Annotated in this window: 24 protein-coding genes; 12 read left to right on the plus strand and 12 right to left on the minus strand. The window is 62.1% G+C overall.

Translation table 11 applies throughout. The features are described 5' to 3' along the window. A complete protein-coding gene (locus OIM94_RS19410) occupies positions 1–903 on the plus strand; it encodes a replication initiator protein A (RefSeq protein ID WP_264610229.1) in 903 nt (300 codons plus the stop codon). A 26-nt stretch (positions 904–929) separates the two neighbouring features. On the opposite strand, the gene OIM94_RS20185 is transcribed toward OIM94_RS19410, so the two are convergent. Beyond that, a complete protein-coding gene (locus OIM94_RS20185; RefSeq protein ID WP_319801160.1) occupies positions 930–1,823 on the minus strand; it encodes a lytic transglycosylase domain-containing protein in 894 nt (297 codons plus the stop codon). 110 nt (positions 1,824–1,933) lie between these two features. Here OIM94_RS20185 and OIM94_RS19420 point away from each other — a divergent pair, with 110 nt between their 5' ends. Further along, positions 1,934–3,220, plus strand: a complete 1,287-nt coding sequence (locus OIM94_RS19420) for a hypothetical protein (RefSeq protein WP_264610230.1) — start codon at positions 1,934–1,936, stop codon at positions 3,218–3,220. A 13-nt stretch (positions 3,221–3,233) separates the two neighbouring features. Here the strand turns inward: OIM94_RS19420 and OIM94_RS19425 are convergent, their stop codons facing one another. Then, positions 3,234–3,503 (minus strand): hypothetical protein, encoded by a 270-nt coding sequence (locus OIM94_RS19425; RefSeq protein ID WP_264610231.1) that lies wholly within the window; start codon positions 3,501–3,503, stop codon positions 3,234–3,236. A 209-nt stretch (positions 3,504–3,712) separates the two neighbouring features. On the opposite strand from OIM94_RS19425, the gene OIM94_RS19430 reads away from it, so the two are divergent. The 7 genes from OIM94_RS19430 (at position 3,713) to OIM94_RS19460 (ending at position 13,646) form a co-directional block, all read left to right on the plus strand. Continuing rightward, positions 3,713–3,964, plus strand: coding sequence for a hypothetical protein (locus tag OIM94_RS19430; RefSeq protein ID WP_264610232.1), 252 nt, complete (start codon positions 3,713–3,715; stop codon positions 3,962–3,964). Continuing rightward, on the plus strand, positions 3,964–4,821 hold the full coding sequence (locus tag OIM94_RS19435; protein WP_264610233.1) for a toprim domain-containing protein: 858 nt from the start codon (positions 3,964–3,966) through the stop codon (positions 4,819–4,821). Before OIM94_RS19430 ends, OIM94_RS19435 begins: the two co-directional genes overlap by 1 nt. A gap of 36 nt (positions 4,822–4,857) precedes the next feature. Continuing rightward, the gene (locus OIM94_RS19440; protein WP_264610234.1) at positions 4,858–9,075 is read left to right on the plus strand and encodes a strawberry notch family protein; all 4,218 of its coding nucleotides are present in this window, start codon (positions 4,858–4,860) and stop codon (positions 9,073–9,075) included. A 102-nt stretch (positions 9,076–9,177) separates the two neighbouring features. Then, on the plus strand, positions 9,178–11,484 hold the full coding sequence (locus OIM94_RS19445) for a ParB/RepB/Spo0J family partition protein (RefSeq protein ID WP_264610235.1): 2,307 nt from the start codon (positions 9,178–9,180) through the stop codon (positions 11,482–11,484). Positions 11,485–11,563: 79 nt separating this feature from the next. Further along, entirely contained in the window at positions 11,564–12,454 is an 891-nt protein-coding gene (locus OIM94_RS19450; RefSeq protein ID WP_264610236.1) for an ArdC family protein, read from the plus strand. 14 nt (positions 12,455–12,468) lie between these two features. Then, positions 12,469–13,116: a DUF6927 domain-containing protein gene (locus tag OIM94_RS19455; protein WP_264610237.1), complete on the plus strand. Its 648-nt coding sequence runs from the start codon at positions 12,469–12,471 to the stop codon at positions 13,114–13,116. Further along, a complete protein-coding gene (locus OIM94_RS19460; protein ID WP_264610238.1) occupies positions 13,107–13,646 on the plus strand; it encodes a thermonuclease family protein in 540 nt (179 codons plus the stop codon). The genes OIM94_RS19455 and OIM94_RS19460 overlap by 10 nt, the downstream gene beginning before the upstream one ends. A 3-nt stretch (positions 13,647–13,649) precedes the next feature. Here OIM94_RS19460 and OIM94_RS19465 read toward each other — a convergent pair whose 3' ends face one another. Next, positions 13,650–13,985, minus strand: coding sequence for an ArsR/SmtB family transcription factor (locus OIM94_RS19465; RefSeq protein WP_264610239.1), 336 nt, complete (start codon positions 13,983–13,985; stop codon positions 13,650–13,652). Positions 13,986–14,187: 202 nt separating this feature from the next. Here OIM94_RS19465 and OIM94_RS19470 point away from each other — a divergent pair, with 202 nt between their 5' ends. Then, positions 14,188–14,835 (plus strand): hypothetical protein, encoded by a 648-nt coding sequence (locus tag OIM94_RS19470; RefSeq protein ID WP_264610240.1) that lies wholly within the window; start codon positions 14,188–14,190, stop codon positions 14,833–14,835. 10 nt (positions 14,836–14,845) lie between these two features. On the opposite strand, the gene OIM94_RS19475 is transcribed toward OIM94_RS19470, so the two are convergent. Continuing rightward, positions 14,846–15,220, minus strand: a complete 375-nt coding sequence (locus tag OIM94_RS19475; protein WP_264610241.1) for a response regulator — start codon at positions 15,218–15,220, stop codon at positions 14,846–14,848. A gap of 128 nt (positions 15,221–15,348) precedes the next feature. Here OIM94_RS19475 and OIM94_RS19480 point away from each other — a divergent pair. Next, positions 15,349–16,490 (plus strand): IS3 family transposase gene (locus tag OIM94_RS19480; protein WP_264610242.1). Its coding sequence is split into 2 segments (ribosomal slippage): positions 15,349–15,589 and positions 15,589–16,490, totalling 1,143 coding nucleotides; the frame shifts between segments, so codons are not numbered across the junction. 15 nt (positions 16,491–16,505) lie between these two features. Here OIM94_RS19480 and OIM94_RS20210 read toward each other — a convergent pair. Next, entirely contained in the window at positions 16,506–16,610 is a 105-nt protein-coding gene (locus OIM94_RS20210) for a DUF6894 family protein (RefSeq protein ID WP_413716417.1), read from the minus strand. A gap of 328 nt (positions 16,611–16,938) precedes the next feature. On the opposite strand from OIM94_RS20210, the gene OIM94_RS19485 reads away from it, so the two are divergent. After that, positions 16,939–17,307 (plus strand): response regulator, encoded by a 369-nt coding sequence (locus OIM94_RS19485; RefSeq protein ID WP_264610243.1) that lies wholly within the window; start codon positions 16,939–16,941, stop codon positions 17,305–17,307. Between the two features lie 248 nt (positions 17,308–17,555). Here the strand turns inward: OIM94_RS19485 and OIM94_RS19490 are convergent, their stop codons facing one another. The 7 genes from OIM94_RS19490 to merA form a co-directional block, all read right to left on the minus strand. Then, the gene (locus OIM94_RS19490; RefSeq protein ID WP_121079801.1) at positions 17,556–18,002 is read right to left on the minus strand and encodes a globin domain-containing protein; all 447 of its coding nucleotides are present in this window, start codon (positions 18,000–18,002) and stop codon (positions 17,556–17,558) included. Between the two features lie 59 nt (positions 18,003–18,061). Continuing rightward, positions 18,062–18,751, minus strand: coding sequence for an alternative oxidase (locus tag OIM94_RS19495; RefSeq protein WP_264610244.1), 690 nt, complete (start codon positions 18,749–18,751; stop codon positions 18,062–18,064). A 468-nt stretch (positions 18,752–19,219) separates the two neighbouring features. Continuing rightward, entirely contained in the window at positions 19,220–19,513 is a 294-nt protein-coding gene (locus OIM94_RS19500) for a hypothetical protein (protein WP_264610245.1), read from the minus strand. Between the two features lie 65 nt (positions 19,514–19,578). Beyond that, on the minus strand, positions 19,579–20,280 hold the full coding sequence (locus tag OIM94_RS19505; protein ID WP_264610246.1) for an HPP family protein: 702 nt from the start codon (positions 20,278–20,280) through the stop codon (positions 19,579–19,581). Beyond that, the gene (locus OIM94_RS19510; RefSeq protein ID WP_264610247.1) at positions 20,277–21,998 is read right to left on the minus strand and encodes a chloride channel protein; all 1,722 of its coding nucleotides are present in this window, start codon (positions 21,996–21,998) and stop codon (positions 20,277–20,279) included. The genes OIM94_RS19505 and OIM94_RS19510 overlap by 4 nt, the downstream gene beginning before the upstream one ends. Positions 21,999–22,110: 112 nt before the next feature. Continuing rightward, on the minus strand, positions 22,111–25,080 hold the full coding sequence (locus OIM94_RS19515) for a Tn3 family transposase (protein WP_264610248.1): 2,970 nt from the start codon (positions 25,078–25,080) through the stop codon (positions 22,111–22,113). 91 nt (positions 25,081–25,171) lie between these two features. After that, positions 25,172–26,590 (minus strand): mercury(II) reductase, encoded by a 1,419-nt coding sequence (gene merA / locus OIM94_RS19520; protein WP_004213247.1) that lies wholly within the window; start codon positions 26,588–26,590, stop codon positions 25,172–25,174. Between the last annotated feature and the right edge of the window lie 7 nt (positions 26,591–26,597).

A 26,597-nucleotide genomic window follows, 5' to 3' on the forward strand; every position in this document is an offset into this window, starting at 1 on the left:
ATGACCAAGACAATCAGCGCTCCCATGCAGGGCCGGCTTTTCGAGCGGTTGGACAGCCCGATGACCGGGAAGGTCCGCGGCGAGCGTAGCGTCATGGATTTCCCACTCTTCGCGCTTTCTAAGAAGCCCCAAATGGAAGAGATCCGATACGAATTCGGCGACGTAAAAATTCAAATAAAACCGAGTTCGATGGGTATTGCGACCATGTGGGATAAGGAGATTTTGATCTACGTATCCTCTGTCATCGCTAACAGGATGCAGGATCTGGGCGAGTCGAGTCGCGAGGTGAAGTTTAATACACACGACTTCTTTCGCGTTACTGGCGTAAGCCGCCCTTCCAAGCGCGATTACGAGCGCTTTTCCGACGCTTTGGCACGTCTTCAGGGCACCCAAATCCAGACGAATATTGAGACCGGAAACCGCGGCACGAGAGGCTATTTCTCCTGGTTTTCGGAGGCACATTCAGAGACTCGTCGCCTACCTGACGGAACGGTTCAGCTCGAGTCCGTGCGGGTGATGATCTGTGACTGGCTGTCTCGAGCCATTACATGCGATAACCGTATGTACAATTATCATTCAGATTACTTCAAATTGGGCTCCATCGAGAGGCGGATCTACGAGCTTGCACACTGCTATAGCGACAGTGGGGATTACGAAGTCCCGCTCGAATATCTTGCGTCGAAGATTGGATCTCAGGCCGGCACGGCGAAGTTCCGCCAGCAGCTGAAGAAGGTCGAAAGCGAGGATCGCCTTCCGGAATATGAGATTGCGATCCACGACATCGTTTCGAACGATAAAGTCGAGGATGCGCGGGGTCGCAAAATCCGGAAGCAGCAGACGATGGTCGTGCTTCGGCGGCGGCAGCAAAAGCGGGTTGTAAGGGAAAGGCTCGCGGCGGCCTGATCGTGCGCTCCCAGAGCCCGACCCGCTCAAAAACTTTGGACACCTGCCTCACGCCGCGAAGGCCGCACATAGGCGGGTCGGACACGGGGAGGGGGAGCGGTACCGAACAGAGCTGACCAGTTATCGATGATCGAACGCACGTAATTTTCGGTCTCGGTAATCCGCGGGACCTTAGTTCTCACACGTCCCGGCCCTGCATTGTACGCCGCAAGAGCGAGGTGCACCTGGCCGTACCGATCTAACTGCTGGCGAAGGTACCGGGCGCCGCCCCGGAGATTTTGCACAACATCGTAACGATTCACACCCAGACTAGCGGCCGTGCCGGGCATAAGCTGGGCGAGGCCGTAGGCATTGGCAGTTGAGACCGCGAGCGGATTATAGCGACTCTCTTGCATTATGACGGCGTCGAAGAGGCCGACCGGGATACCGTGCTCGCACGCGATAGCGCTCATCATGCCGTAATAGGTAGCGCGTCTCACCTCGGCGGCAGAGCCAAGCAATCCCGAGGGAGCGTATGGCACCGGGGCGCATCCAGGGGTGTAGGAGATCGAAGGGAATGCCGCACTCGCGCGCATCCACGCCGGCACCGAGATCGACGAGACCGGCGCGACACGGTGGAAACCTGTCTCAGGCAGTTCAAGCGGCGGCGAAGACAGGCCGCTGAAGCCCTGCACCATCTGAAATTCGACATAGCGGCGACTCAGATCGTGGACCCGGAAGGCAGTCAACAGAGCGTCGGTGACCGCTGGTTGAGCTGCTTCTGGGACGTCGCCCGCGACCGGAGCGCCGCTTTCCGAGGCGGATGGTTGTGCGGCACCCAGGTGGATGAGCTGGACCTCCCGCGTGGGGCGGTTCTGGGCCGCAGCTGACGTTGCGAGGGTCGCGCTGAAGACAGAAGCGAAATAGATCGAGCGGAGCATCAAGGCTCTCCAAGGGCTGTTTCATAAAGTGGAGGGCGAGGGGGGAGAGCTTGTCAAGGGTGCGCAAGGTAGAGACACTCTAATCGACCGCTGATTTGGAAGTCAGAGCGATGTGGCTTATAGACCGCGACACCCCAGGACTTGACCGATCCAGGATCCCACTTCCAACTATCGTGCGGGAGGCGTTGGTCCGCTGGTACGTCGGCGACGGCACCCACCACGACGAAATTGCCGGCATCAACCTGGTGCAGCAGGCGCGCATCGGCATGAAATGGATCGCTTGCGATTGCCTGGGCCGCGAAAAGGCCCCTCCGATCCTGACGCCGGCATACCTGTCCGAGGCAGAAACCTATTATCTGAGGCGCCTTACCCAGCGGCCAGAGCATCGCGAGGACTGCCCGTTCTTCCGCGACCAGGCTACCAACCGGGTAACCGAAGTGCGGTCGAAAGCGACTGCAAATGATGCGCCGGCAGGGTTTTTCTCGGTTCTGAAGCCGGCTCCGGAGAACCTGTCGAAGCGCCCCGAGAGCGATGTCACGGATGATCGCACGCGAAATGCGTCGACGCCGCGCCTAGCGCGGCTGCTCTGGCGGCTAATGGACACGAGCGGGGTGAACGTGATCGCGCCACTTGCGGCCCATGAAGAATGGTCGATCCGCGAGAGCTTCCAAGCAATCGGCCGCGCGGCAGCCCAGATCGAAATCGCTCCCGGTATCGAGCTCGCCAGGGCATTTTGGACGCACCATCGCCCGCTCGAGGCAAAAGCGGTTTACGCCGCCCTCCGACGCCTCAGCCAAGAATGGCCCGCCGAGCATGAGCCCCAGGGCTTTGTTTTACTCTTCTCAAAGGGCCACAAGGCGAACGAGATCTTCCTGGCGAACGGGGAGAGCGTCTTCGTCGCAAACCGGGTGCAATCACCGGCAGTTCGGGGCAACCCGGTCAACGGCCCGTTCCTCACCATGATCGTAGTCGGCAAATATCCCGAAGCGCGGGGATACTCGCCACTCCGCGCCTATGCGCAACCCATCTACAACGGCCGACTGTTCGTGCCCGTGGATTCCCAGCTCGAGCGCGATGCCTTCCGCGACCTGCTTGAGGTGCAGCGCCGACTGCACCGGGAAGATGTCGATGTGGCGATCAGAAAGCCGATTTTTGACAGCCAGACACCGGCGGGAAATTGCCGACCCGACTTCATCCTTGAGGCTCGATCGCGACGGACGGGTGAGATCAAGACGCTAGTTATCGAGGTAATGGGGTTCGAAAACGATACGTATCGAGCGTCAAAGGCGATTACACATCCGCGGATGTCTCACCTCGGCACACTTTGCATACTGTCCGCAAGGGAAATTGAAGAAGGCAAAGGATCCCACAATATTCTACGAGCATTGAACCTGTAGCGAGGCGATAGCCTCATCGCCAAGCCATGGAGGCCGCGAAATAGCCTACAATACCGAGCGTCACCGGCGTCGAAAGCAGATATAGCTTTTGCCACCTCCACCATGCCTTGGGCAGGAAGAGAACCGCTCCCTTCAGCGTCCCCACCTCTGCCCATGCCCGATCCCTCCAAAGACCATGAAGAGTTACGGAGACCGAGAGCGCCATAGCGATCGCGCAGCACAGGCCTGCGGCAAGATAAATCGCTATCCAGTTGCTGATTTCGATCGGGGAAAGCTGGCTCACAGATATCTCGAAAAGTCGGCTCCCTGCTTCAACAGGCGCCTCATGGTCACAGTTCCGAAACTATAATCAAGCGACCTTAGCGCACGGTAAATGCATGAGGCGAAGAGAAGAGGGGGAGAGGGAAGATCGGCTCAGAACGTGGGAACTCGCGCTCGTAGGCCGATCAGGAGCAGCTGTGCCGCTCTCAACCTTACCGAAAGCTTCCAGCAATGGCGAAGATAATCCTGTTCATTCGCGACCCGGGAAGGCCTGATTTCACGGACGTCCATGATAGCCACATGCAGGCGAAGGCCGCGCTTCTCGATCACGTGAAGTCGCGATGGAGCTTCTCGGATCTGGCGATTCCAACTGATTCAGAACGAGCCATCAAGGACTTCTTCGCGCGCTCGGGGGGAAGCTACGTCATCGCCGAAGTGGAAGGCGGAGCGCTCGGCGCATTGAACTTCCCGGGAGAGGCCTGATGACGATCATCGCAAGGCGCCCGAGCCAGGAACTGGTCGACCTGGTGGCTGCACTCGACGGACATTGGGACGGCTACAGAGGCATGTGCCGGTGCCCGGCGCACCAGGACTCCAAGCCAAGCCTTTCGATCCGACAGGGCGATCGCGGCATTCTAGTAAACTGCTTTGCTGGCTGTGCCAGCGAGGACGTGCTCCGAGAACTGGCGAGGGTTCGCGTGACCGGAAGGCACCCGATGCCTGAGGATCGCCCAAGCGGCACAGCCAACGTGGCAAAGATCTGGGAAGAGGCGGGGCCGGTGCGCGGGACGCTCGCAGAGCGCTATCTGTGCCGCCGCGGCCTACCACCGGACCTGAACGACCTGCGCTTCCATCCGCGTTGCCCGCATCATCCGAAGCCGCACACGGTCTACAAGCCGGCGCTGCTGGTGGCGGCCCGCGATGGCAACAACCTGGTCGCCATCCAGCGGATCTTCCTTGATCCGGAGACGGCTTGGTACACCGAGAAGGTAACGCTTGGTCGCTTGGGCGCCGGGGTGTGGCAGGGCGGCGGCTATTCCAGCACAATTGGTCTTGCCGAAGGCATGGAGACGGCAGCGAGCTACTCGGAGCTGAAGGACGTTCCCTGCTGGGCATCTTTCGGCACGCGCCGGTTCGATCTCTGCCGCATCCCGGATAGCGTCACCAAGCTGATCCTCGCCGGCGATCCCGATGGACCTGGTCGCCTCGCGGTCACCAAGGCCATCCAGCGGTACGTAACGGCTCAGCGGATCGTCCTTGTCGACTATTCGCCGAGCGGCGCTTCCGATTGGGCGGCGGTGCTCCAGCGGCAGAAGAGAGGAGAGGGAGGGGAGGGGTGAGGCTGCGCGTGGGCGCGGCCAAGCCAGGAGATCCCCATGCTCGACCTTATCGACCTTGCGACGCGGCCGCCGGCGGATCCAGCCACGGCGATCGCCGAATTGCTGGCAACCGGCGAGAAGATCACGCGAAAGCACCTGAATGCAGCAATGACCGAGGCTCTGGGCGGTACGGATGCCGAAGGGCATTGGTCGCAGCGCGACAGCTTCGAGGCGCTCGAGCGGGCGCTTACCCTTTACCTGCAGGCCAAGCCCTATGGCCTCACCGGCTTCGGCGATGTGGCGCATGCGATCCGGTTGATGGAACGGCTTCCGACGCAGTCCGTGCGCAGCGAAGAGCAGCTGCAATTCCAGCAGTTCTCGACGCCCGCGGACATCGCGGCGATCGCGGTGCTCATGGCGGCGATCGGGCCCGATGACGTCGTGCTCGAGCCGAGCGCCGGCAACGGCCTGTTGGTTGCCCAAGCGCCAGCGTGCGCGGCGCTGCAGCTGAACGAGATCGATGACGTGCGGCGCGCCGGACTGACGCGAGGCTTCGGGGCCGCGACCATAACGGCTGATGACGGTGCCATGCTGGTGACCAAGCATGCTGCGCTGGCGCGGCCATCTGTGGTGCTGATGAACCCGCCCTTCGCACGCAGCTTAGGCCGCGGGGCTGACGACCTGGCTGCCGCTCGCCACCTGATGGCGGCGCTCCGACGGGTTCGCCCGGGGGGCCGCGTGGTGGCGATCATGCCCGATTGGTTCACGAACAGCGCGCGCATGCGGGACGCGTATGCCAAGGTGCTCGCCGGTTCGTCGGTGCGCACCTCACTTCGGTTCGAGAGCTGCTATCGCAAGCACGGCACCGACGTCGCGGTGCGGCTCTACGTCATCGACAAGGTGCCGGAGAAGCTGGAAGCGGTGACCATCCAGCGCGCCAGTGTCGCCGAGTTCCTGGACGTCATTGAGGTGCCCGCGCGCGCGGAGCTGAAGGCAGACAGAATGCCGATCGCCGCCGCGCCAGCGCGGCCGTCACTATTTGGGGCGAGCCGGAGCGCGAGGCCGGCGGCGGAGCGCAGGATTGAAGCGGCGAAATCGCATGCCGTTCTGCCGGTCACCTATGCGAAGCTGGAGGAGCCGGCGCCGCTCGGCGAGCAGGTCGGCATCTACCTGCCGTATCGTCCGAGCCGCATTGTCTTCGACGCTGCCGGCGAACACCCGACGGCACTGGTCGAATCCGTCGCCATGGCCTCGATCGCCATGCCGGTGCCGAACCATGTCCCGCAGCTGCCGGAGCGCATCGTCTCCGAACGTCGACTGTCGGCGTCCCAGCTCGAGACCGTCGTCTATGCAGGGCATGCCTGGGAAAACTTCCTCCCCGGCAAATGCCGTCCCGCGAAAGAAGGCGTGACCCTGGTCCTGCACAACGAAGGCCGCCTCTACCGGATGGGCTTCTTCCTTGGTGACGGCACCGGCGCCGGCAAAGGACGCCAGATCGCTGCCTGCATCCTCGACCAGTGGCTGCGCGGTAAGCGCCGACACATCTGGGTCTCGAAGAACGAGCCGCTCCTCGAGGACGCGCGGCGGGATTGGTCCGCACTCGGGGGGCTGTCGGGCGACGTGCAGCCCATTTCCAACTGGAAGATCGACGAGAAGATCACGCTGCAGGAAGGCGTGCTCTTCGTCACCTACCCGACGCTGCGCTCAAGCCGCGGCGATGCCGATCGGCTGCAGCAGATCCTGAACTGGGCAGGTGAGGATTTCGACGGCGTGATCGCGTTCGATGAAGCGCACGAGATGGGCGGCGTCGCCGGCGGCGAGGGAGCGCTCGGGCCCAAGGAAGGATCGCAGCAGGGCATATGCGGCGTTCTCCTCCAGAACCACCTGCCCGACGCGCGCGTTCTCTACGCCTCGGCGACGGGTGCCTCGGACATCAACAACCTCGCTTATGCCGTCCGTCTCGGTCTGTGGGGGCCGGAGACGTCCTTCGCCACCCGGGAAGAGTTCATCTCGAACATCCGTCTTGGCGGGATCGCCTCAATGGAGCTGGTCGCACGCGACCTGAAGGCGCTCGGCGTCTACATCGCCCGCGCGCTCAGCTTCGCCGGCGTCGAATATGAGGTGCTTCGCCACGAACTGACGCCGGACCAGATCGAGATCTACGACACCTACTCCGAGGCCTGGTCGATCATCCATCGCAACATGGAGCGAGCGCTCGAGATGACGGCTGTGGTCGACGGCTTCGGTGGCGGGACGCTCAACTCCGGCGCCAAGGCCGCGGCCCGATCGCGCTTCGAGTCTTCCAAGCAGCGGTTCTTCGGGCAGGTGCTACTCAGCATGAAGATGCCCACGGTCATCCCGGAGGTTGAGCGCCACCTGGCTGCAGGGCAGTCGGTCGTGTTCCAGCTGGTGACGACGGCCGAGGCGTTGCTCGATCGCCGTCTCGCCCAGATGAGCCCTGAAGAGCGGGCCGAAATCACCCTGGATCTTTCGCCGACGCAGATCTGCATCGACTATCTGATGCGCGCCTTCCCAACGGCTCAGATGGAAGAAAGCGTTGATGCAAACGGCCATGCCTTCTCACGGCCGATGTATGAGGACGGCAACCCGGTCCACAATCCGGAGGCGATCGCCGCACGCGACAATCTCATCGAGCACATCTGCGCGCTGCCGCCCATCAAGACAGGGCTCGACGCGCTTCTCGGCCATTTCGGGCCCGACCGCGTGGCCGAGGTGACGGGGCGGACAAAGCGCCTCGTCACCGGCGCCGATGGACGCCAGCTCGTCGAAAGTCGCTCGGCGCGCATGAACCAGGTCGAAGCCGCGACCTTCATGGAGGGCCGCAAGCGGATCCTTCTCTTTTCCGATGCCGGCGGCACGGGGCGGTCCTATCACGCGAGCTTGGACGCCAAGAACCAGCAGCAACGCGTTCACTTTCTGCTCGAGCCAGGTTGGCGCGCCGATCGCGCGATCCAAGGGCTCGGCCGCACCCACCGGACCCATCAGGCGAACACCCCGCTGTTTCGTCCCGTTACCACCGACTGCAAGGGCGAGCTGCGCTTCACCTCGACCATTGCTCGCAGGCTCGACACCCTGGGGGCGCTGACGCGCGGTCAGCGGCAGACTGGCGGCCAAAACCTGTTCGATCCCAAGGACAATCTGGAAAGCCAGTACGCCAAGGATGCGCTGCACACCTGGTTCCGCCTGCTTCACTACGGCAAGCTGAAAAGCGTGACCTGCGAAGCCTTCGAGGCTCGGACAGGGCTTTCACTGCGCGATCAGGACGGAGCGCTGAAGGAGGAGCTGCCGCCGATTCAGCGCTGGCTCAACCGACTTCTAGCGCTGCCGATCGGCATGCAGAACAGCATCTTCGAGGAGTTTCTCGCGCTTGTGGAGACCCGCGTCGAGAAGGCTCGCGAAGCCGGCACGCTGGACGTGGGCGTAGAGACGATCATGACCGAAACGGCGCGCGTGATCGATGACACGCTGCTGCGCACCGATCCGCGCACCGGCGCTACATCGCATCTGCTGACGATCGAGATCGCGCGCAAGCGCAGCGTGCTTTCGCTTAGCCGGGTGCTCGAGCGGGCCGAGGCCTTCAGAGACGCTACCTTCGTCCGCAACGCCCGCTCCGGCATGGTGGCGCTGCGCACGCGCGCGGACTCCTGGATGGGGGACAATGGCGAACCGATCCTGCGGGTCGAGCTCCAGCGGCCGAGCCGGCGCGAGTTCATGCGCGAGGCCGATCTGTTCGAGAGCGCGTGGGAGCCGATCGACCGCGACACCTTTGTCGCTCAGTGGCAGGCAGAGGTGGAGGAGGCGGCCGAGAAGCTGGATGTTGAGACCATTCGTCTCGCCACCGGCCTCCTGCTGCCCATCTGGTCCGCTCTTCCGCGCGACCACCTCGCCGTCCACCGCGTCGTCGACAAGGCCGGCAACAGCTGGCTCGGCCGCCTCGTGTTCGACCAGCACGTCGTCGACCTCTTCACCAAGCTCGGCATCTCCAAGACGGAGGACATGCCAGCACGGTCAATCATCGATGCCGCCCTCTCAGGGCGACCGATCGAGATCAAGCAGCCTTTCCCGATGACGATCAGGCGCGCCCGCGTGAACGGGAACGAGCGGATAGAGATCGAAGGCGCGCCGGCGGCCCAGCTCTCCTGGTTCAAGTCGCTGGGCTGCTGGACCGAGCTGATCAACTTCAAGACGCGGCTGTTCGTGCCCGCGACCGACAAAGCAGCCTCGATCATCGAATCGATCATGCAGGTCCGATGAAGACTTTAGCCCCGGCTGCGCCGGCATGACGGGGCTCCGAGAGAGGAGGGAGGAAGGGAGGGGTGTCCGGAAAAAGCCGGACATCCAGAAGGAGATCCGACCATGACGAAGCCCGCAATCCAGTCCGTGAAGCTGGCCAAGCTGCAGCTGTCCGCGATCAACGTCCGCACCCCCAGGAACGATCTGATCGAGCAGCTGGCTGCCGACGTCGACGCACGCGGCATCATCCAGAACCTGATCGTAGCGCCGCTGAAGAAGCCCCGCGGCAGCTTCGCGGTGATCGCAGGCAGCCGCCGCTACCGCGCGCTGATGCTCCTCTCGGAGCGCGGTCAGATCGATCCAGCGCAGTACGACGTGCCGGTACTGGTCATCGAGGCGGATGACGCAGCGCTCTCCGAAACCTCGCTCGCCGAAAACTTCCACCACCTAGCCATGTCGCCGGCGGACGAATGCCGCGCCTTCCAGCACTTCATCGGCGAGAACGGCGATCTCGATGCGGTCGCAAAGCGGTTCGGCGTGACCCGCAAGTTCGTGGAAGGCCGACTGCGCCTAGCCGACCTGGCCGAGCCGATCTTCAACGCCCTCGCTGAGGGCAAGATCACGCTCGACATGGCGAAGGCCTATGCAACCACCCCCAGCCACGATCGCCAGCTGACGGTCTGGAACAGCTACAAGAACTTCAACTACAACTCGGACGCGATCCGGCGCGTCATCCTGAACGAGACGATGAAGTCGACCGAGCCGGTGGCGATCCTCGTCGGTGCCGACCGCTATGTCGCCGCCGGCGGCGTGATCGAGAGCGATCTGTTCAGCGACACCGGCGACAGTTGGGTCAACCGCGAGATCGCCGAGGGGATCGCCGCCAAGATCATGGAAGAAGAAGCGGCTCGCCTCGGCGCAGAGCTGGGCCTGGGCTGGGTGCGGCCGATTGCATCGAGCAGCACCTGGGAGGTTGCCCGCGCGCTCCATCGCGTGACTCTGCCGAGCGAGCCGATAACCGAGGCGCAGCGCGCCCGCATCGACGAGATCGATGCGCGTCTCGGGGCGATCGAGACGGAAATGGAGGACGAGGAGCTCAGCGAGGAGGCATTCAGCGTTCTCGAGACCGAGGCCGAAGCGCTCCAGGAGGAGCGGAACGACCTTCACAATCGGCCGAAGATCTTGCCCGACGAGCTGAAGCCGCGTGTCGGACGCATCCTTTCGCTCAAACAAACCGGCGAGATGCTGCTCGAGGCCGAATATTACAGCGAGACGCCGCTGCGAGTGACGCCGATCGTGGAAGCACCGGAGCGCGGTCAGGGCGATGATGGTGAAGGCGTTGATGACGGAGACCTCAGCGAGGCCGAAGACGGCGATGAGGGCGAAGGCCGGATCACCGGGTGGCAGATCGAGGAAGGCCAGAGCGGCCGCACTGGCGGCGGCATCTCCCCGGGCCCGGTCAAGCCGATCGCGGCGGCGCCCGACGGCAAGGCGCTCAGCCAGGTGCTCTTCGACCAGCTGGCGGTACAGCGGCGCGATGTTCTGGGTGCTGCGCTTCTAGGCAATCCGGCGCTCGCGCTCGACTTCATGCTCTTTGCCATGGTCGACGAACGCGGCTCCTACAGCATGGGTCAGAGCGGCACGACCATCAAGGCGAGCCGCCCCGATGATCCGGTGCGGGGCGATGCCGTGCCGCCGTCGAAGGCGCGCGCCTATATCGACGAGTTCGCCGAGGCCATGGAAGACGGGTGGCGCGACGGCGAGACGAAGGTCGATCGGTTCGAGGCTTTCCGCCTGCTGAGCGACGAGGCCAAGGCGCAGTGGATGGCCTGGGTGGTCGCAACCTCGCTGACCGCCAAGGACTGCTATGGTCTGGCGGATTCCAATCCGCTGCAAAACCGGCTTGCGACCATCCTCGAAGTGGATGTCGCCTCCTGGTGGCGGCCGACGTCGCTCAACTACTTCGATCGCATCTCGAAGGGCGCCATCCTGTCGCTTCTCGATGACGTCGGCGGCCCCGCCCTGTCGGGTCGCCACGCGACGCAGAAGAAGTCGGAAATCTCCGAATCCTGCCAGAACCTGTTCGCCGGAGAAGCGATCATCGAGGCCGAGGTTCGCGAGGTGGTAACGCGCTGGGTGCCGGAGGCGATGCGGTTCACCGAGGCCGCACCGTCGGCGCCCAGCGAGGCCGATGATGACGACGACCTCAGCCTGACGGACGATAGCGGCACCGGTGAAGACCAGCTGAGCATCGACGATGCCGACCAGCTCAGCCTCGGCGCCGAAGACGATCTGGAACTGAACGAGCAGGACCCCGAAGAAGACGGGGCGGGTCTGCCGATCGGCGACGAGGACGATCTGACCAGCGACCGCGAGGCCGAAGACGATTTCGGGGTGAACGACGCCCTCCACGCGGTCGCGGCCGAATAACTTCCAGCCTCCTTCTGGAACCCCTGGCACCGCCGGCGGCAACCCCGTCGGCGGTGCTCTTTTTGGAGGGACATCGACCATGAACAGCATCGCCGAAGAGGTGACGAAGCTTCTGCTGCAGAAGCTCGAGCAAGGGATTGTCCCCTGGAAGCGGCCTTGGTCGCTCACCGGCGAAGGGGGACGCCCGCTGCGGCATGAGGGCACGCCGTACACCGGCATCAACTGCCCGTGGCTTTGGAGCATCGCCGACAGCCGCGGATACAAAAGCCGCTACTGGATGACGAAGCGCCAGGCCGAGGAGCTGGGCGGCCGCGTTCGCAAGGGCGCCGAGGCGACAATCTCGATCTACGCATCGACCTTCCGCAAGCAGGGCAAGTCACTGCTGACGGGCGAGACAACCGCGCAGCTGATCCGCTTCCTGCGCAGCTACCTCGTCTATAACGCCGACGAGATCGACGGCTTGCCGGCGTGGTATTACCCGAGGCCCGTGGCGCCCACGTCGACGGTTCTGTCGCTGCGTCAGGCGGCGATCGACGCCTTCTTCGAGCAGATCCCCTCCGTGGTCCGCTATGGCGGCAGCCAGGCATATTTCTCACCGCTCAGCGATCACATCCAGATGCCGCGGCTCGCGCATTTCGCCTCAGCAGACCTGTTCGCGTCAACGCTCGCGCATGAGCATGTTCACTGGACGGGGGCGCGAACTCGACTTGATCGGACCTTCGGGAAGCGCTTCGGCGACAGGGCATATGCCTTCGAGGAGCTGGTTGCCTGCCTCGGCCAATCCTTTATCTGTGCCGAACTCGGGCTGCCGACCGAGCTTCACGACAACCATGCGAGCTATCTCGGCTCCTGGATCCGTGTCCTGAAGGACGACAAGGCCGCAGTCTTCCTCGCCTCCACCAAGGCTGAGCAGGCGGTCAGATACCTACAAGCATTCGCCTCGGTGACGCCCGTCGCCAAGGCCGCCTGACGGAGGAGCGTCACATGGGTTGGCTAGCAATGAGCCGCATGTCGATGGGGGGGCATGACACCCCCAAGGGCTATTTGGACGCGCAATTCACCTACGAACGCGGCGCCCAGGACGGAAAACGCGGCCTCAAGGTGCTGGCGTCATCCTGCGTGAATAATCGAGTCTGGTACGGCGCCGTCCAGCAGATCGAAAATGGGGTCGCAGGCGACGTTTTCGCCGTCATCTGCCTCGTGAACTGGAATCCAAAGGCCCGAGATGGCTACCACTTCGCGTACAAGCAGATGGACGAGTGCGTGGGTCCTTGTGAAGCCGAGTGCCCTGAGCGGATCCTGGACCTTCTTACCGAGACGGATAAGCCGCACGCGATAGATTGGCGGGCGCGGTGTCGTGCCGCGATCGCGAGCCGGCGCCGCGATGTGCCCGATGGCGCCCTGGTGCGGTTCGAGAGAGCGCTCACCTGCGGCGACGGCCAGGAGGCCATTGACTTCCGCGTCCGAAAAGACGGCGCCAAGCTGCGCTTCTTCCGAGCAGACGGCGCCGGCCCCTACCGGGTGCGCAACTTCTACAAACTTGGCTGGTCGATCGTTCTCGAAACGAAGGTGCATCGCACCGTCTTCGCGCGCGCCGGGGAGCCGACAAAGGAAATGCTGAAATGCGCTTGATCGCAACTATACTCCTGCTCGCTACAAGCAGCTGCGGTGTCCTGCCTAACGCGAGCGCGGGACAAAGAGACAGTGACGGCTTCGAGGCGCAGGCCCGTGCGATCGACGGCGACACGATAGCGGTGGATTTCCGGATCTTCGGCGCCGATGCCGTTGAACGGAAGGCGCTCTGCCAAAAGGGGCCATCATGTTGGCCCTGCGGCAAGGCCGCGCAGGACTTTGCATCCAAGCTGATGAAGCGCGGCCCTGTCTCGATCCAGCTCACCGGCAAACAGAGTTACGGGCGGCCGATCGCGATCGTCGACGTGGGCGGTAAGGATTTCGGCGAGATGATGATTGCTGCGGGCTACGCAGTGCCTACGCCACAATTTCTGGACAGCGATCCGGCCCGACGCCGGCGGTATTCTGCCGCTCTTGAAGGAGCCGAGGGCAGGCACGTGGGCGTCCACGCAGGGAGATTCATCGAGCCGAGCCGCTGGCGCAAAGGAGAGCGACTTTCGTGTGAGCCGCGCGGGCGCTTCGAACGTTGAGCCTCACCTGGCTCGGTCGCGTACCTGCTGGATCTCGGCCGCGGCGACGTTCTGCAAAAGCAGTTCGCGAAGCGCGGTCACGAAGTGCCGGGCCTCGGGGCTGGTGAGAGAATAGAACCGCCTCTGCCCGCAGCTCCGCGTCGAGACGATTCCTTCGCCCCTTAGGATCGCGAGCTGCTGCGAGACGGCGGTCGTGCTCGCACCAACCATCTCGGCAAGCTCTCCCACCGACCTCTCGCCATCAATAAGCTCCCAGATCAGCATGCTTCGGGTGCGCCCAGCGAGGACCTTGAGGAACGCCGATGCGCGCGAAGTGAAGTCGGACAGATCTTCTCTCATGAAACGAGGATTATGGAGCCCGCAAAGTGCATGCAAGGCTCTGCATTTTCCTGATTATCGCAGGTTAGCAACTATCTCGCTTCGCGATGACCGGGACCATCCAGAGCGATCAGGAGATGACCGGGACCATCCAGAGCGATCAGGAGAGGAGGGGGAGAGAGGAAGGGAGCGTGCTTTCGCGCTCAGCTTCCGGAGACAGCCCATGACCTTCGATGTCGCTTTCCGCCACCAGCAAGCTCTCGATCCCAGCGCCCTGACCACGATCGGCAGCACGCTGCACGCGATCAGCAAGGCGATGGAAGATTGCCGCAACGCCGGCGTTAGCGCCGAGGAAGATCCTGCGGTAATCCTGCTGGCCCGACACTTCTCGGCGGTCTGCGACACCCGGCCCACTGCAAGCGAGCTGCAGGGCAGCTGCATGCGGGCGATCAAGGATCTGCGCGGGGCGCCTGTCCTGGTGACGCTGGCACACCGCGGCGTCGACTTCGATGCTGCGGCAAAGAACGCTTTTCATTCCGAAGGCCAGAAGGCGATGCGCGCGCTGGCCAAGGCTCTGCAGCTGGACAGCAGCGAATATGAGGTGCGTTCCTGCCGTGGCGGATCTGCGGTCTCCGGCGAGATCATCCTGCACACGGACAAGTGCTACCTGCAGCTAAGCCTCGGCCTTTGTGGCCTCGACCACGAAGTCCTTTATCGGACCTGCCGCGGTCGTGACGACTATATGGGCGGGCGCAACCATTTTGCCGGTTTTCGCGACCTGGTGGATTCCGAGCGCTTCGCCCGACGGATCGTCCACGAGCTGCAGCTTGGGTATGCCTTGCCGGATCGGGCAGAAACGCTGTTCGAGTGAGTGTTGGCGCCTATCCGCCGACTTTGGCTTGAGCCTCGATCAACCGGGTAAGCTGTGCTGGTCGATAGGGCTTTGGCAGGAATACGCTGGCGTCGGGGAGGTCTTCAGGACCGAGCCACTGCTTCCCAGACGTGACGATCACCTTCACATGCGGGAATCGCTCGGTCACGATCCTCGCCAGGTCCAGTCCGTCGATCGGACCTGGCATGTTGATGTCGGTAAAGACAACGGCGACATCATGTTGCTTGAGAAGATCGAGTGCTACCGAAGCATCCGGGGCCTCCAGCACACGAAAACCGCTCTCTTCAAGTACGTCGGCGGCAATCATCCTGACGAAGCTTTCGTCTTCGACAACCAGGACCGTCGAGTCGTCGGCGTTATTCATAAACACCTCCAAGTGACCAACTGCGCGACAGTTATACTGTTCCCCGGAAACCACATTTCGGGGGAAGTATGAGCAGCCCCTAGATTTCTGGACGCCTTGGATCCTGAATTTGAGGACAGGAGGCGATGATGGGGAAGCCCAATTTCAGCGATGAATTCAAGCGTGACGCGGTGGCGCAGATCACCGAGCGCGGCTATCCAGTAGCGGAAGTCTCGCAGCGTCTCGGCGTCAGCCAGCACTCGCTGTATTCGTGGAAGCGGCAACTGGCGAAGGTGGTGTCAGGCGAGGCCGGCAAGGATGCGGAGATCCGCCAGCTGAAGCGCGAGCTGGCCCGGGTGACCGAGGAGCGCGACATCCTAAAAAAAGCCACCGCGTATTTCGCTCGGGATGCAAAGTGAGATACGCGTTCATTGCCGAGCATCGCGATCGGTTTGGCGTGCGGGCGATGTGCCGGTGCCTAGCCGTGCAGCCAAGTGGCTATTATGCGTGGCGAAAGAGCCCGCTGAGCCGGCGGGCTCGGGAAGATGCTCGGCAGACGGAGTTGCTCCGGCGGGCCTGGAACGACAGCGGCAGGGTCTATGGCTACCGCAAGCTGCACGACGACCTGCTCGATCACGGCGAGACCTGCTGCCCGAACCGGGTTGCCAGGCTGACCCGGCTGGCGGGCATCAAGGCGCAGATCGGCTACAAGCGCAGGCCCGGCAGCCATGGCAGCAAGCCGTCCCTGGCGGTCGACAACACGCTGGACCGCCAGTTCGACGTGGCTGCGCCCGACCAGGCCTGGGTAACAGACATCACTTACATTCGAACCTTGGAAGGCTTCGCCTATCTGGCGGTCGTGATCGACCTGTATTCCCGCCGCGTGATCGGTTGGTCGATGCAGAGCCGGCAGACTACAGATATGGTGCTGCAGGCGCTGCACATGGCGGTATGGCGACGCAAGCCGAGGCATCGGGTGTTGATCCACTCGGACCAGGGCTCGCAGTTCACCAGCATGGACTGGGCAGCCTTCCTACGCGCGCACAATCTTGAGCACTCGATGAGCCGCCGCGGCAACTGCCATGACAATGCCGTCGCCGAGAGCTTCTTCGCCTCGCTCAAGCGGGAGCGCATCCGGCGCCGAACGTACAAAACCCGCGAGGACGCCCGGCGCGACGTGTTCGAGTACATCGAGATGTTCTACAACCCGGTGCGCAAGCAGGTCAGGAACGGGATGCTGTCGCCCGTAGCGTTCGAACGGCAGCAGCTTTTGAAGGCGCAAGGCGTCTAGAAAACTAGGGGCTGCTCAGATTGCCGCGCGGCGAGCTGCCTCGCGATCGGAGCAAACCGTGCCCTCCGGGTCGACGAGTGATCCGTTCTGGTCGTGAACGTTGAAGAAGTAGCGCTGCATCGGCGGGGTCCGTTTCGCCCCGCCTGAAGCACCAGAAGAGCCCGCCACGCAGGGGGGGGTGGGGCGGGCTCTTCCTTGTGTCGCTCGGAGGGAGAGGAGGCCCCGGCGCCATCGCGACCCGGCATGTCTTGTAGACTGGTCCCGGTGGACAAGTTCTACCCCAATCACGGTAGTGTCACAATTAGGTACTTAGACTATCCGGATAAATCGGCCATCAGGTGCGTTCGGATGCTCAACATCCGACGAGTTGAGGTTAACGCGCGTCAAGCAACTCAGGTTGGGCAAAGAGCGTATTTTCGACGCACTTGCACGCGCCTAGGGAGAAATGATGGGACAGCAATTCTCTTCGACCGTGCTGATCGTCGACGACGAGGAGTATATTCGAACCCTTGCATGTGCCGTCCTGAAGGACGAGGGGTTCGAGGTGCTGGAAGCTTCCGGGACAGCAGAGGCACTCGAGCTAGCGGCGAAACACAACATCGACGTGCTTCTGACCGACCTGCACATGCCAGGCTCGTTAGACGGCCTCCAACTGGCGGCCGAGATCCGCGCAACAGACCCTTTGATCCGCGTGATCGTCTCCTCTGGAGAGGACGCTTCGGTGCTTAAGGACGACGCCAGCGGCGCTGTCTTCCTGGCGAAACCCTACCGACCGCATCAGCTGATGAACGCTGTGAAAATGCATGCGATTGGTTAGAACGGTTTGTTGCCGCCAGTTAGAAAAGGCACATTCCGCAGCCAGATAGTAATGACACAAACGCCGTTGGCAGCGGGGGCTGCGTGGAGCCCTCCTGATAGCGCAGCGCTGCCCCCGCTGATGCCCCGCACTCCCGGCTCCTGACCCCGGACCCGCTGCGCACGCAGCGGGCCCGGTCACACCGACTTTCACGCCGATCCTCGTGCTAAAGCCCGCGGCAGCTGTCGCCATTCGCCTCAAAGGATCGGTTATCTAGCTATCTGCCCATACGCGGCCGATTCAGCGGCGATGAGTATGTCGGCCAGCATCCAATAGGCCTCGCCCCACGCGGCGAGCACCTCGTCTGTAGCAACCTCATCACCCAGCACGTCACGTATAGCTGGCAGTAACGCCGCAGCCACGGCGGGATAGTGGTCTGCTTGTACCCCGGTCTGGACATGGCGGGTTACCATGCGTTGAACGGCAGGACCGAGGTTCTCCAACTTGTCGATATTTTTGGCGTACGCGAGTATGGCGGCGGCTAGCCGGCGTGGTTGTTCGCCACTCTCCTGCGCGGCCATATCGAACAGGGATTTGATCGCCGCGTCCTGGAAAAGACGAGCGTACATGGCCGTCGTGATTGCGACCCCCTGCCGTTCGATAATAGGCGCAGTAGATTTCACGATAGCGGCGGCGGTCGGCGATATGCTGCGCATGATCAGGCTCCGGGCAAGCGAAAAGGCGGGCTTTGCGGGCCCGCCCTCAGGGGAGTAGATTAGGCTACCTTCTTCCAGATCGGCTCGAGCGCCGCATGCGGCGGGCATTGCGCGATCTCTCCCGTCGGCAAGCCGCCAAGCTCGTTGGCGAAGCTGTGATTCACGTCCCGATGGTGAGCTTCGTCAGCGCGCACAACCAGGACAACGTCACGCAGCGTCGCATCTTCAGGCAGACCCCAGTAGCGCTTCGCAATTTCGGGAGCTGCAACGTTCTCGCTACGCCCCTCGTCAATCTCGGCAAGATAATGCGTGTAGCTGATCACTGCTTCTTCTTCGAAGTATCCGACGACGCGATGTGCGGTTTTCGAGCTAATGAGATACAGGGCGAAGAAGAAGACATAAAACGCCCATTGCACACCGATGATGACAGCTCGTTCAAACCAGGTGGGCTTCGAAATCTCGATGAACGTCATCAGATGCATGCGCTCATTTTCTGCTTCATCCATCAGCGTCCGAATCCAGCCCTTGTCGTCACAGATGCGGCGAAGGCAGGAGAGGTGCGTGATAGTTGCGCCGACCATCCCGGGAACGGCCGCGACGGTTTCGAGCACAACCGCCCTATGCCCGTACCGTTCAGCAAAGAACGTGTCGGCCGCCCACCGCAGCACTTTGGTGAAGCCGAGCGCAATGCGGTCAGACAAACCTTTCGCCTGATGGTGAACATTAAGATCTATCAGGGGAGGGGTCACAGAACTTCTCCAGCAACGTGCAATGTGATCGTTGGAGCTCTTCTATGCTCCGCGAGACGGGCGCGAAATTGGATGTTATCCCTAGTGTGCAACCCTTAGGGGGATGTACGTAGTGGATGTGCGGGATGCTCGGGACGGGTGTGAGATCGCGGCCCTCTGCCCTTGCGCAAGACTTCACTATCGGCGAGCGCGCGAAGGTGATTGCCCGTCGCTGCCGCCGACATTTGCCGGCACGACGGGTGAAAATTTCCTCGTAATTCAAGTCACGCGTTTGAAGCCTTGATCGACATAATACTTGGATCAGATTGATATGCGCATCTTTGAGGGCAGCGCTGCGGCTGCCTTATTTCGACGGCTTTGCGACCTAGTTCCGATTTTTCACACTCACCGTCAGGCTCGTCACTACGGCGAGTTCCTGAATGCGGAGGCCACTACGCAAAGAAGATGACCGGCGGTCACGGCGCACGCTTAGCGGCTTGGTACAACCGGCGTGTCGTTCAGGCTCTCGACACCAGAAAACAGACCTTCCAGCCGATGTCTGAGGTGATCGCGAAATGCCGGGTCATGCCTGCGAGACGGCGCAGCGCCCTCGATCAACTCCTTGAACATCGCGTCGCGAACACGGTCGATGGCTTCAGCAGGCAGGATGCCCGCAGTTTTCAACTCTCTGCATAACTGCAGGAGCCCAGCCGCCGTAGCCAAGGCTCGAAATCCAGCGAGGTTAAGCGAATGATGAAGTTCGGAATCACGGCCGTTTATCACAGCGAGCTCCCTTCAAAGTCAGGCATTTATCCGCACTCTCTACCTCCACTCTGATCGGAGCTGCCTCACGGCTCGAACAACTCCGCGATCGCGCGGCGCTGTGCGCGGCCGAGCAATTCGTGAAATAGCTTGTGGAGGTCATCCCTGCTGATATCGAGAGCCTCGCCATAGTCCGTGAGCGCATCCTCGATGTCCTCGCTCGTCAGCCGAAGACGGCTGATTGGAGGATGAGGATGGATTGGCGCGTGTGGGCGGTGGGGATAGGAGCGCCTGGTCAAGTTGTTGTAGGCCAGCGCTGCGACCACGAGTACCGCGGAATTCACAAGAACCGGGAGGAGGACGAAGCTATAGCCCGCAGCCGTCACATGCGCCTCTCCCAGGACAGCAGTTAGCGCCACCGCGCCGCTGGGCGGGTGAATGCATCGGAGCAGCGACATTACCGCGAACGCTCCCGCAACTGCTGCGGCGGCAGCCGCGAGGGGCGATCCAATTTCTCTCGCAGCCGTGACACCGACGAGAGCGGCAACGAGGTTGCCGCCTAAGATGGACCATGGTTGGGCAAGGGGGCTCGCCGGCACCCCGAACAGCAGCACCGCGGATGCGCCCATGGGCGCGATCAGCAACGGGGCCGCGCTAGAGTGACCGAACAAACCAGTGGAGAGGATGCCGGTCACAGCGATTCCAAGGAACGCTCCAACGCTCGCCCGCAGCCGTTCTGCGTAGGTGGTGGGCACCTGCTCCGGGAGAAAGCTGAGGAACCAGTTCATGCCTTTGCGTCCGCACGGCGGCTCCGCTGCACGAAGCGAACTCGCTCATGTTCGTCCCGCCGCTGCTCGGCCCGCACCTGAAGCAGATCCCGACGTGCGACGATCCCGACCAAACGGCCGGTCTGGCGATCCACCACCGCGACCCGGCCTGTTTCCTCGGCCACCATAAGCTCCGCGACCGCCGAGCAGGGCGTCTCGGGATGCACCACCGGGAGCGACCGATTGGACAGGAGCTCGCCTAAGGTGGCCGTACCCTCAGGCTCCGTCACCTGCCATCTGAGAGCGTCCGCGCGCGCGACCATGCCGATGGCCCGCGAAGTGCCGTCGACGACGGGATAGCTTCGGTGGCGGGCGTCAACGGCAAAGAAATCCGTAACCGCGCCGGCTGGCATCTCGGCAGGTAGCGTGACTGGATCGGGGGTCATGATCTGCCCCACCTGCGTGATGGCCAGCGGATCGACAGCATATTCCTGCAGAATGTGGCGACCGCGTCGCGAGATCTTCTCGGTTAAAATAGAACGTCGGAGGATTAAGACCGCGACCGCGTAGCTCGCCGCCGCGGCGGCTACGGTGCCCGGTAGAGCGTCAAGCCGACCTGTCAGCTCGATGGCGAATACGGCTCCCGTCAGCGGCGCCCGCATGCCTGCGCTCATAACCGCGGCCATGCCAAGTAGCGCCCAAAAGCCGGTGTCACCTGGAAGCACGGTGGCAACCAGCGCTCCGAGCGCTCCACCGAGTATCAGCAGCGGCGCAAGGACACCTCCGGAGGTCCCCGACCCGAGTGCCACCAGCCATACGCAGGCTTTGACGATCAGCAGCAGGACGAGAGCCTTCCCAACTACGGAGCCGTTCAGCAAATCCTGGATGTTGTTGTAGCCGGCACCGAGCACCCGAGGATCGGCCAAGCCTCCCAGCCCGACGACGACAGCCCCCATTGCTGGCCACCACATCCAGTGGACCGGGAGGCGATGGAAAAGGTCCTCAATCCGGTACAGCGTGCTCGACAGCACCGCAGCCAACAACCCTCCGATGACACCGAGACCGACTGCAGCGACAAGCGGTAGAGCGCCGGTCACAATGCTGCCGGTAAACGGAAACAACGAGCCAATGCCGATCAGTAACGGACGCCAGCAGAAGGCGGCTAGCGCCGCTGCTATGACGGGTACCAGACTGCGAGGCTTCCACTCGAACAAGAGCACCTCGACGGCCAATAAGATCGCTGCGACGGGCGTTCCGAATATCGCCGTCATCCCCGCCGCAGCGCCGGCAACCAGGAGCGTCTTGCGTTCCGCTGCGCTCAGATGGAAGCACTGCGCAAACAAGGAGCCTATCGCGCCACCAGTCATGATAATCGGCCCCTCAGCACCAAAAGGGCCTCCGCTGCCGATGGAAATAGCGGAGGATAGGGGCTTGAGCACCGCGACCTTAGCGGACAACCGGCTTTGCCCGAACAGAATCGCTTCGATCGCCTCCGGTATGCCGTGGCCCCTGATCTTTTCAGACCCGAACCGCGCCATCAAACCGATCACAATGCTTCCGATCACCGGGATGACGATCACCATCGGACCAGAGGCAGCGTCTGCAATGTTAGCAGGTGCAGTCGAGGCGCGGCCGAACCAAGCGAGGTTCGTCACGAGCGCGATCAGCTTGAGCAGCAGACATGCAGCAGCGGCACCGCCACTGCCGACGATAATGGCCATTGCGGCCAGCAGGAGCATGCGTCGATCGGCGCTATGATCCGCAAGACGTGGACTCGGTGCGACATGAGAAGGCGTCACCTCAAGGTTTGTTCGCCAGACAACGATTTCTCGGACATAAGCGGAACATGGGCTACGCTACACGCTTCAACCGCGCCATTGGCTCGTTGAGTGGGTGGAATTCACCTGCTGGAAGTCGCCTGGCCTGCTCCCAGAGGTAATCGCCGGTCAGACTGATGTGCGCCCAGCCCATCGGAGAAAGGTGCGCAAGCAGTGCCGCATCGAACGTCGTGCCGACAGCGTTGAGGTGCTGGGCGGCCCGGTCGAGATAGACCGTGTTCCAGTAGGAAATCGCCGCAATCAGCAGGTTCAGCCCAGATGCGCGAAATTCCTGATTTTCCAGCGAGCGATCGGTGAACCGACCCTGCCGGTTGGTATAGATGGCGGCGGCAAGCGTGTGCCTCGCCTCGCCTTTGTTGAGACCGGCCTGACAGGCACGTCGCAGTTCCGGTTGTTCAAGCCAATCGAGCGTGAACAAAGTGCGCTCGATACGGCCCAGTTCAGCCAATGCAAAATCCAGCCTGTTCTGGCGTTTGTAGGCGGCAAGTTTTCGCAAGATTACTGACGGCGCCACCGTGCCATCCTTGATTGAGGCGACAATCCTGACGATGTCATCCCAATCGGCCTCGATCGCTGCCGTTTTGATGGTGCGGCCCATCAGATTTTCGATGCCCTTGTATGTCGATGGCGCAGCGATCGAACCCAGCTTGCGGTCGCCAATATCGCGCAGCCGGGGCGCGAAGCGGAACCCGAGTAGGTGGCAGAGTGCGAAAACATGATCGGTGGCGCCGCCGGTATCGGTATAGTGCTCATGCAACGGAAGGTTGCCGGCGCCCAGGACAAGCCCGTCGAGCACGTAAGGCGCTTCACCTGCCGTCGCGGACATGATCCGTGATCCGAATGATGCGAAGTGATCGGAAAGGTGAGAATAGATTTTCACGCCAGGTTCGGCGCCATATTTGGCATTGATGTCCGCCGCCCCTGAACGGCTCCGCCCCGACCGGAAGAACTGGCCATCGGACGACGAACTGGTGCCAGCGCCCCAATGCCGCGCGAAGGGTAATTCGTGATGGGCTGAGATGATCATGGCCAGCGCGGCCTGATAGTTCTCGGGTGAAAGATACCAGTTGTGGGTCCATGCGAGTTGGGCATAGCTGACGCCTTCGCTGGCATTGGCCATCCGCTCCAGCCCGAGGTTGGTGCCATCAGCCAGAATTGCGGCGAGTACCGTGCTGGGGTTGTCGTGCTCCTTGCCTGAGCGCAGGTCACGGAATGCGTTCAAAAAACCAGTGCGTTCGGCGACTTCAAGCAGCAGCTCGGTGATGCGCACGCGGGGAAGCAGGGTATCGAGCTTGCGATCGAGGGCTTCAGCTTCCGGTGGGGTGACAGGCGGCATTTGCTGAAGCTTGAGCCGGTCTCGTTCGAGCGACACTCCCTCAAGCTTGTTTGTTTTCAACTGCTTGGCAAATCGGCGCAGCCGCCAGTCAAGATTTCGTGCCCGGTCAGCGAGGTAGGATGCAGCATTTGAATCGAACGGAAGCACATCCGCCACTTTGGCGGCGTCGCGCCGACCCAGCAAATAGGCATCGAAGCGCTGATAGTTGCGGGTTCCCTCGATCCATACATCACCGGCGCGCAAACGATCACGCAAGGTTGCCATGATCGCAATTTCATAACGTCGGCGGTCGATACGGCCGCTTTCGGTGATGAGACGCTTCCACTGCCGATTGGGGAATGGCAGTGGAACGCCATCGGGAAGGTCGCGCGACTTTCGTGTGTTCGCATCGCGAATGACATCGATGGCTTTGATCAGTGCCGTCCCTGTTCCAGACGCCTTGAAGGTGAAGGCGTCCAGAAATGCCGGGCTGAAACGCCGTAGCGTGGCGTAACGCTCGGTTGCCGTTACCAGTGCGTCCTCGCCGGCAAGATCAGCAAGGGCATCTACTTGGGCCTTTGCCGCAACAAGCCGGTGCCAGCCCACCGCTTCGTCAATCAATTCGAGCGGATCGCCGCCATTCTGGACAGCCTCATCAAGTGCTGTAATCGTGGCGCCAAACAGCCGCATGAGTTGCCCCACCGACTGAATACTATCTTGGTAGCGACGCTCGCGCCCACGCCGCGCGCGCGTGAACATGCCGCCGATAAGTCGGTCAAACATTTGGATCGCGGCATCGGCAAGTCTGGCCTCAAGGTCGATCACTGCGGCCGTCAACGTCGCCCGCCTGCGATTGACGCTGTAATCCGAAAGCAGGAATGCCGGTGCCACGCCGCCCTCGCGGACAAATTGGGCAAAGCGGAATTCCGGAATGGCGCCCCCAACTACCGGGTGGATACCTATGCCGCGAACATAGCGCAGGCGCTCAAGCAAGCCATTGATATTGGCCGCAGTCGGGGCTTCTTCGAAATTACGCAACCACGCCAGCGGTGTCATGCCGAAATCCGGGTTGTTGATTACGAGTTCGTCTAGCCGTGTCAGTTCAGCAGAGCTGAGGCCTTCGACGATTGCGGCTGCGGCAGCTTTGCGTGCGCGTGCCCGGCCAGCAAGACCGGCGCGTTCCAGTGTGTCGCCTGACGGAAGAATGAACCGCTCACCCTTCAGGCCAACCATGAGGGCGCGAACAATCGGTTCACCTCTGTCTGTATACTCGGCGGCTTGCGCGGCAAGATTCAGGGCAAGTGCCAGGTCGCCGCGTCGAAACGGGCGTATGCCAAGATAACGCGCCACGAGATCGGCATGATCGGTACGGGTTTGCGCGCGCTGACCATATGCAGAGAAGGAGGAAGGATCGACGAATAACTGTGCCGCGAGGTACTGAAGAATGACGTCGGGAAGCCCGATCTCGGGTTGCAGACCAAAGCCGGGATGTCGCATCAAAGCGATTTGTGCAGCCAGACCGAGGCGATTTGCTGGACCATAGCGGCGCCCAACCAATTCAACATCTTCCGCAGAAAGGGTATAATGCCCAATGATCGCGGTTTCTTGGACAGGAGGATCGAACAGGCGCCGGCGCTCGTCTCCGGTCAGAAGTCGGCGTCGTGCCATTTTGCTCTCCCGCTGAGGCGAATAACAAAATTGACACCAAAGCGGCTTGCACTGGAGGGAGGCCATTCGTTGCCGGTTGATCCCCGAGCAATCACCCGGCGCAGCAAGACAGTTTGGCGACATCCTTATCAAACGTTTGGGCCGCCAGTTTGAGGCCTTCCACAGTGGTCAGGTAAGGAAATATCGTTGCACCCAATTCCAGGGTGGTCATGCCGTGTTTGATCGCCAGCACCAGTGTCTGGATCGAATCCGCGCCTTCGGGTGCCATGATCTGGCCGCCCAGCAAACGGTCGTTCGCCTTGTCGGCAATCAGTTTGATGAGACCCCGCGTATCGCGTGCTGCCAGTGCCCTTGGCACAGCATCGAGCGGGAGCAGCGAAACCTTGATGTCCAGGCCTTGCGCCCGTGCTGTCGTTTCAGTGAGGCCGGCGCTGGCGACTTGCGGGTCGGTGAAGACGACGGATGGCATGGAGGAATTGTCGTAGCGGTATTGGTTGCCCGTCACCGCGTTGCGCGCGGCCAGTTTTGCGCCATAGGCGGCCATGTAGACGAACTGGTCCCGTCCCGTTACATCGCCCGCCGCGTAAATGCCTGGAACCGACGTTTCGAGGTGGTCATCGACGACGATTCCACCATTACGGGCAAGCACTATGCCGCGCTCCTCCAGCCCAAGCCCGTCGCTATTGGGTCGGCGTCCGGTGGCGATGAGCACCTGTTCCGCCGCGACGGTGTCACAATGCCCCTCGCAGGTCAATTCGACCCCGCTCTGTGTTTGGGCGATACGCTGATAGCCGACACCTGCGCAAACCCGCACGCCCTCGGCTTCCAAATAGTTTTTCAGCGCGGCACTCACTTCCGGGTCCATTTCGGGGAGCAGGCGGCTTCGGCAGCAGATGGTGACATCAACGCCCAGACGCGAAAACATCTGTCCCAGTTCTACCCCGATCACCCCGCCACCGATCACCAGCAGCGATTTGGGCAAGCGATCCAGCGCCAGCGCCGATGTGCTGGTTAGGTAGGGCACGCTGTCCATCCCCGGAATCGGCGGCACGGCGGCGTGCGCACCCATCGCCAATATGACCTTGCCGACCTTCATGGGCGCATCGCCGACAATCAGCGCACCATCGGCAAAGCGTGCCTTGCCCTCGATATAGCTCACACCGTCATAGGCGGGCAGCAGATCGACATATTTTTTTTGGCGCAGCGTCGTGACAAGATCGTCCTTCGACGCCGCCAATACGGACCAGTCATCCATCTGGACAGCGCCCCCAAGGCCGGGAAAGCGCGCGGCGGCAAGCCCACCATGCACCGCTTCGGCGGCGCGGATCAGCGTCTTGGAAGGAACGCAGCCAACATTGACACAGGTGCCGCCAATCGTGCCGTGACCGACGAGCGCCACTTTCGCGCCCAGATCGGCAGCGGCGATCGCGGCGGAGAACCCGGCAGAACCCGCGCCGATGACGGCCACGTCAAATCCTTCCTGCCCGGGGCGGTTGCAACAGTCGTTCATTGCTTAT

This window comes from Sphingomonas sp. R1, assembly GCF_025960285.1.
Classification (GTDB): domain Bacteria; phylum Pseudomonadota; class Alphaproteobacteria; order Sphingomonadales; family Sphingomonadaceae; genus Sphingomonas.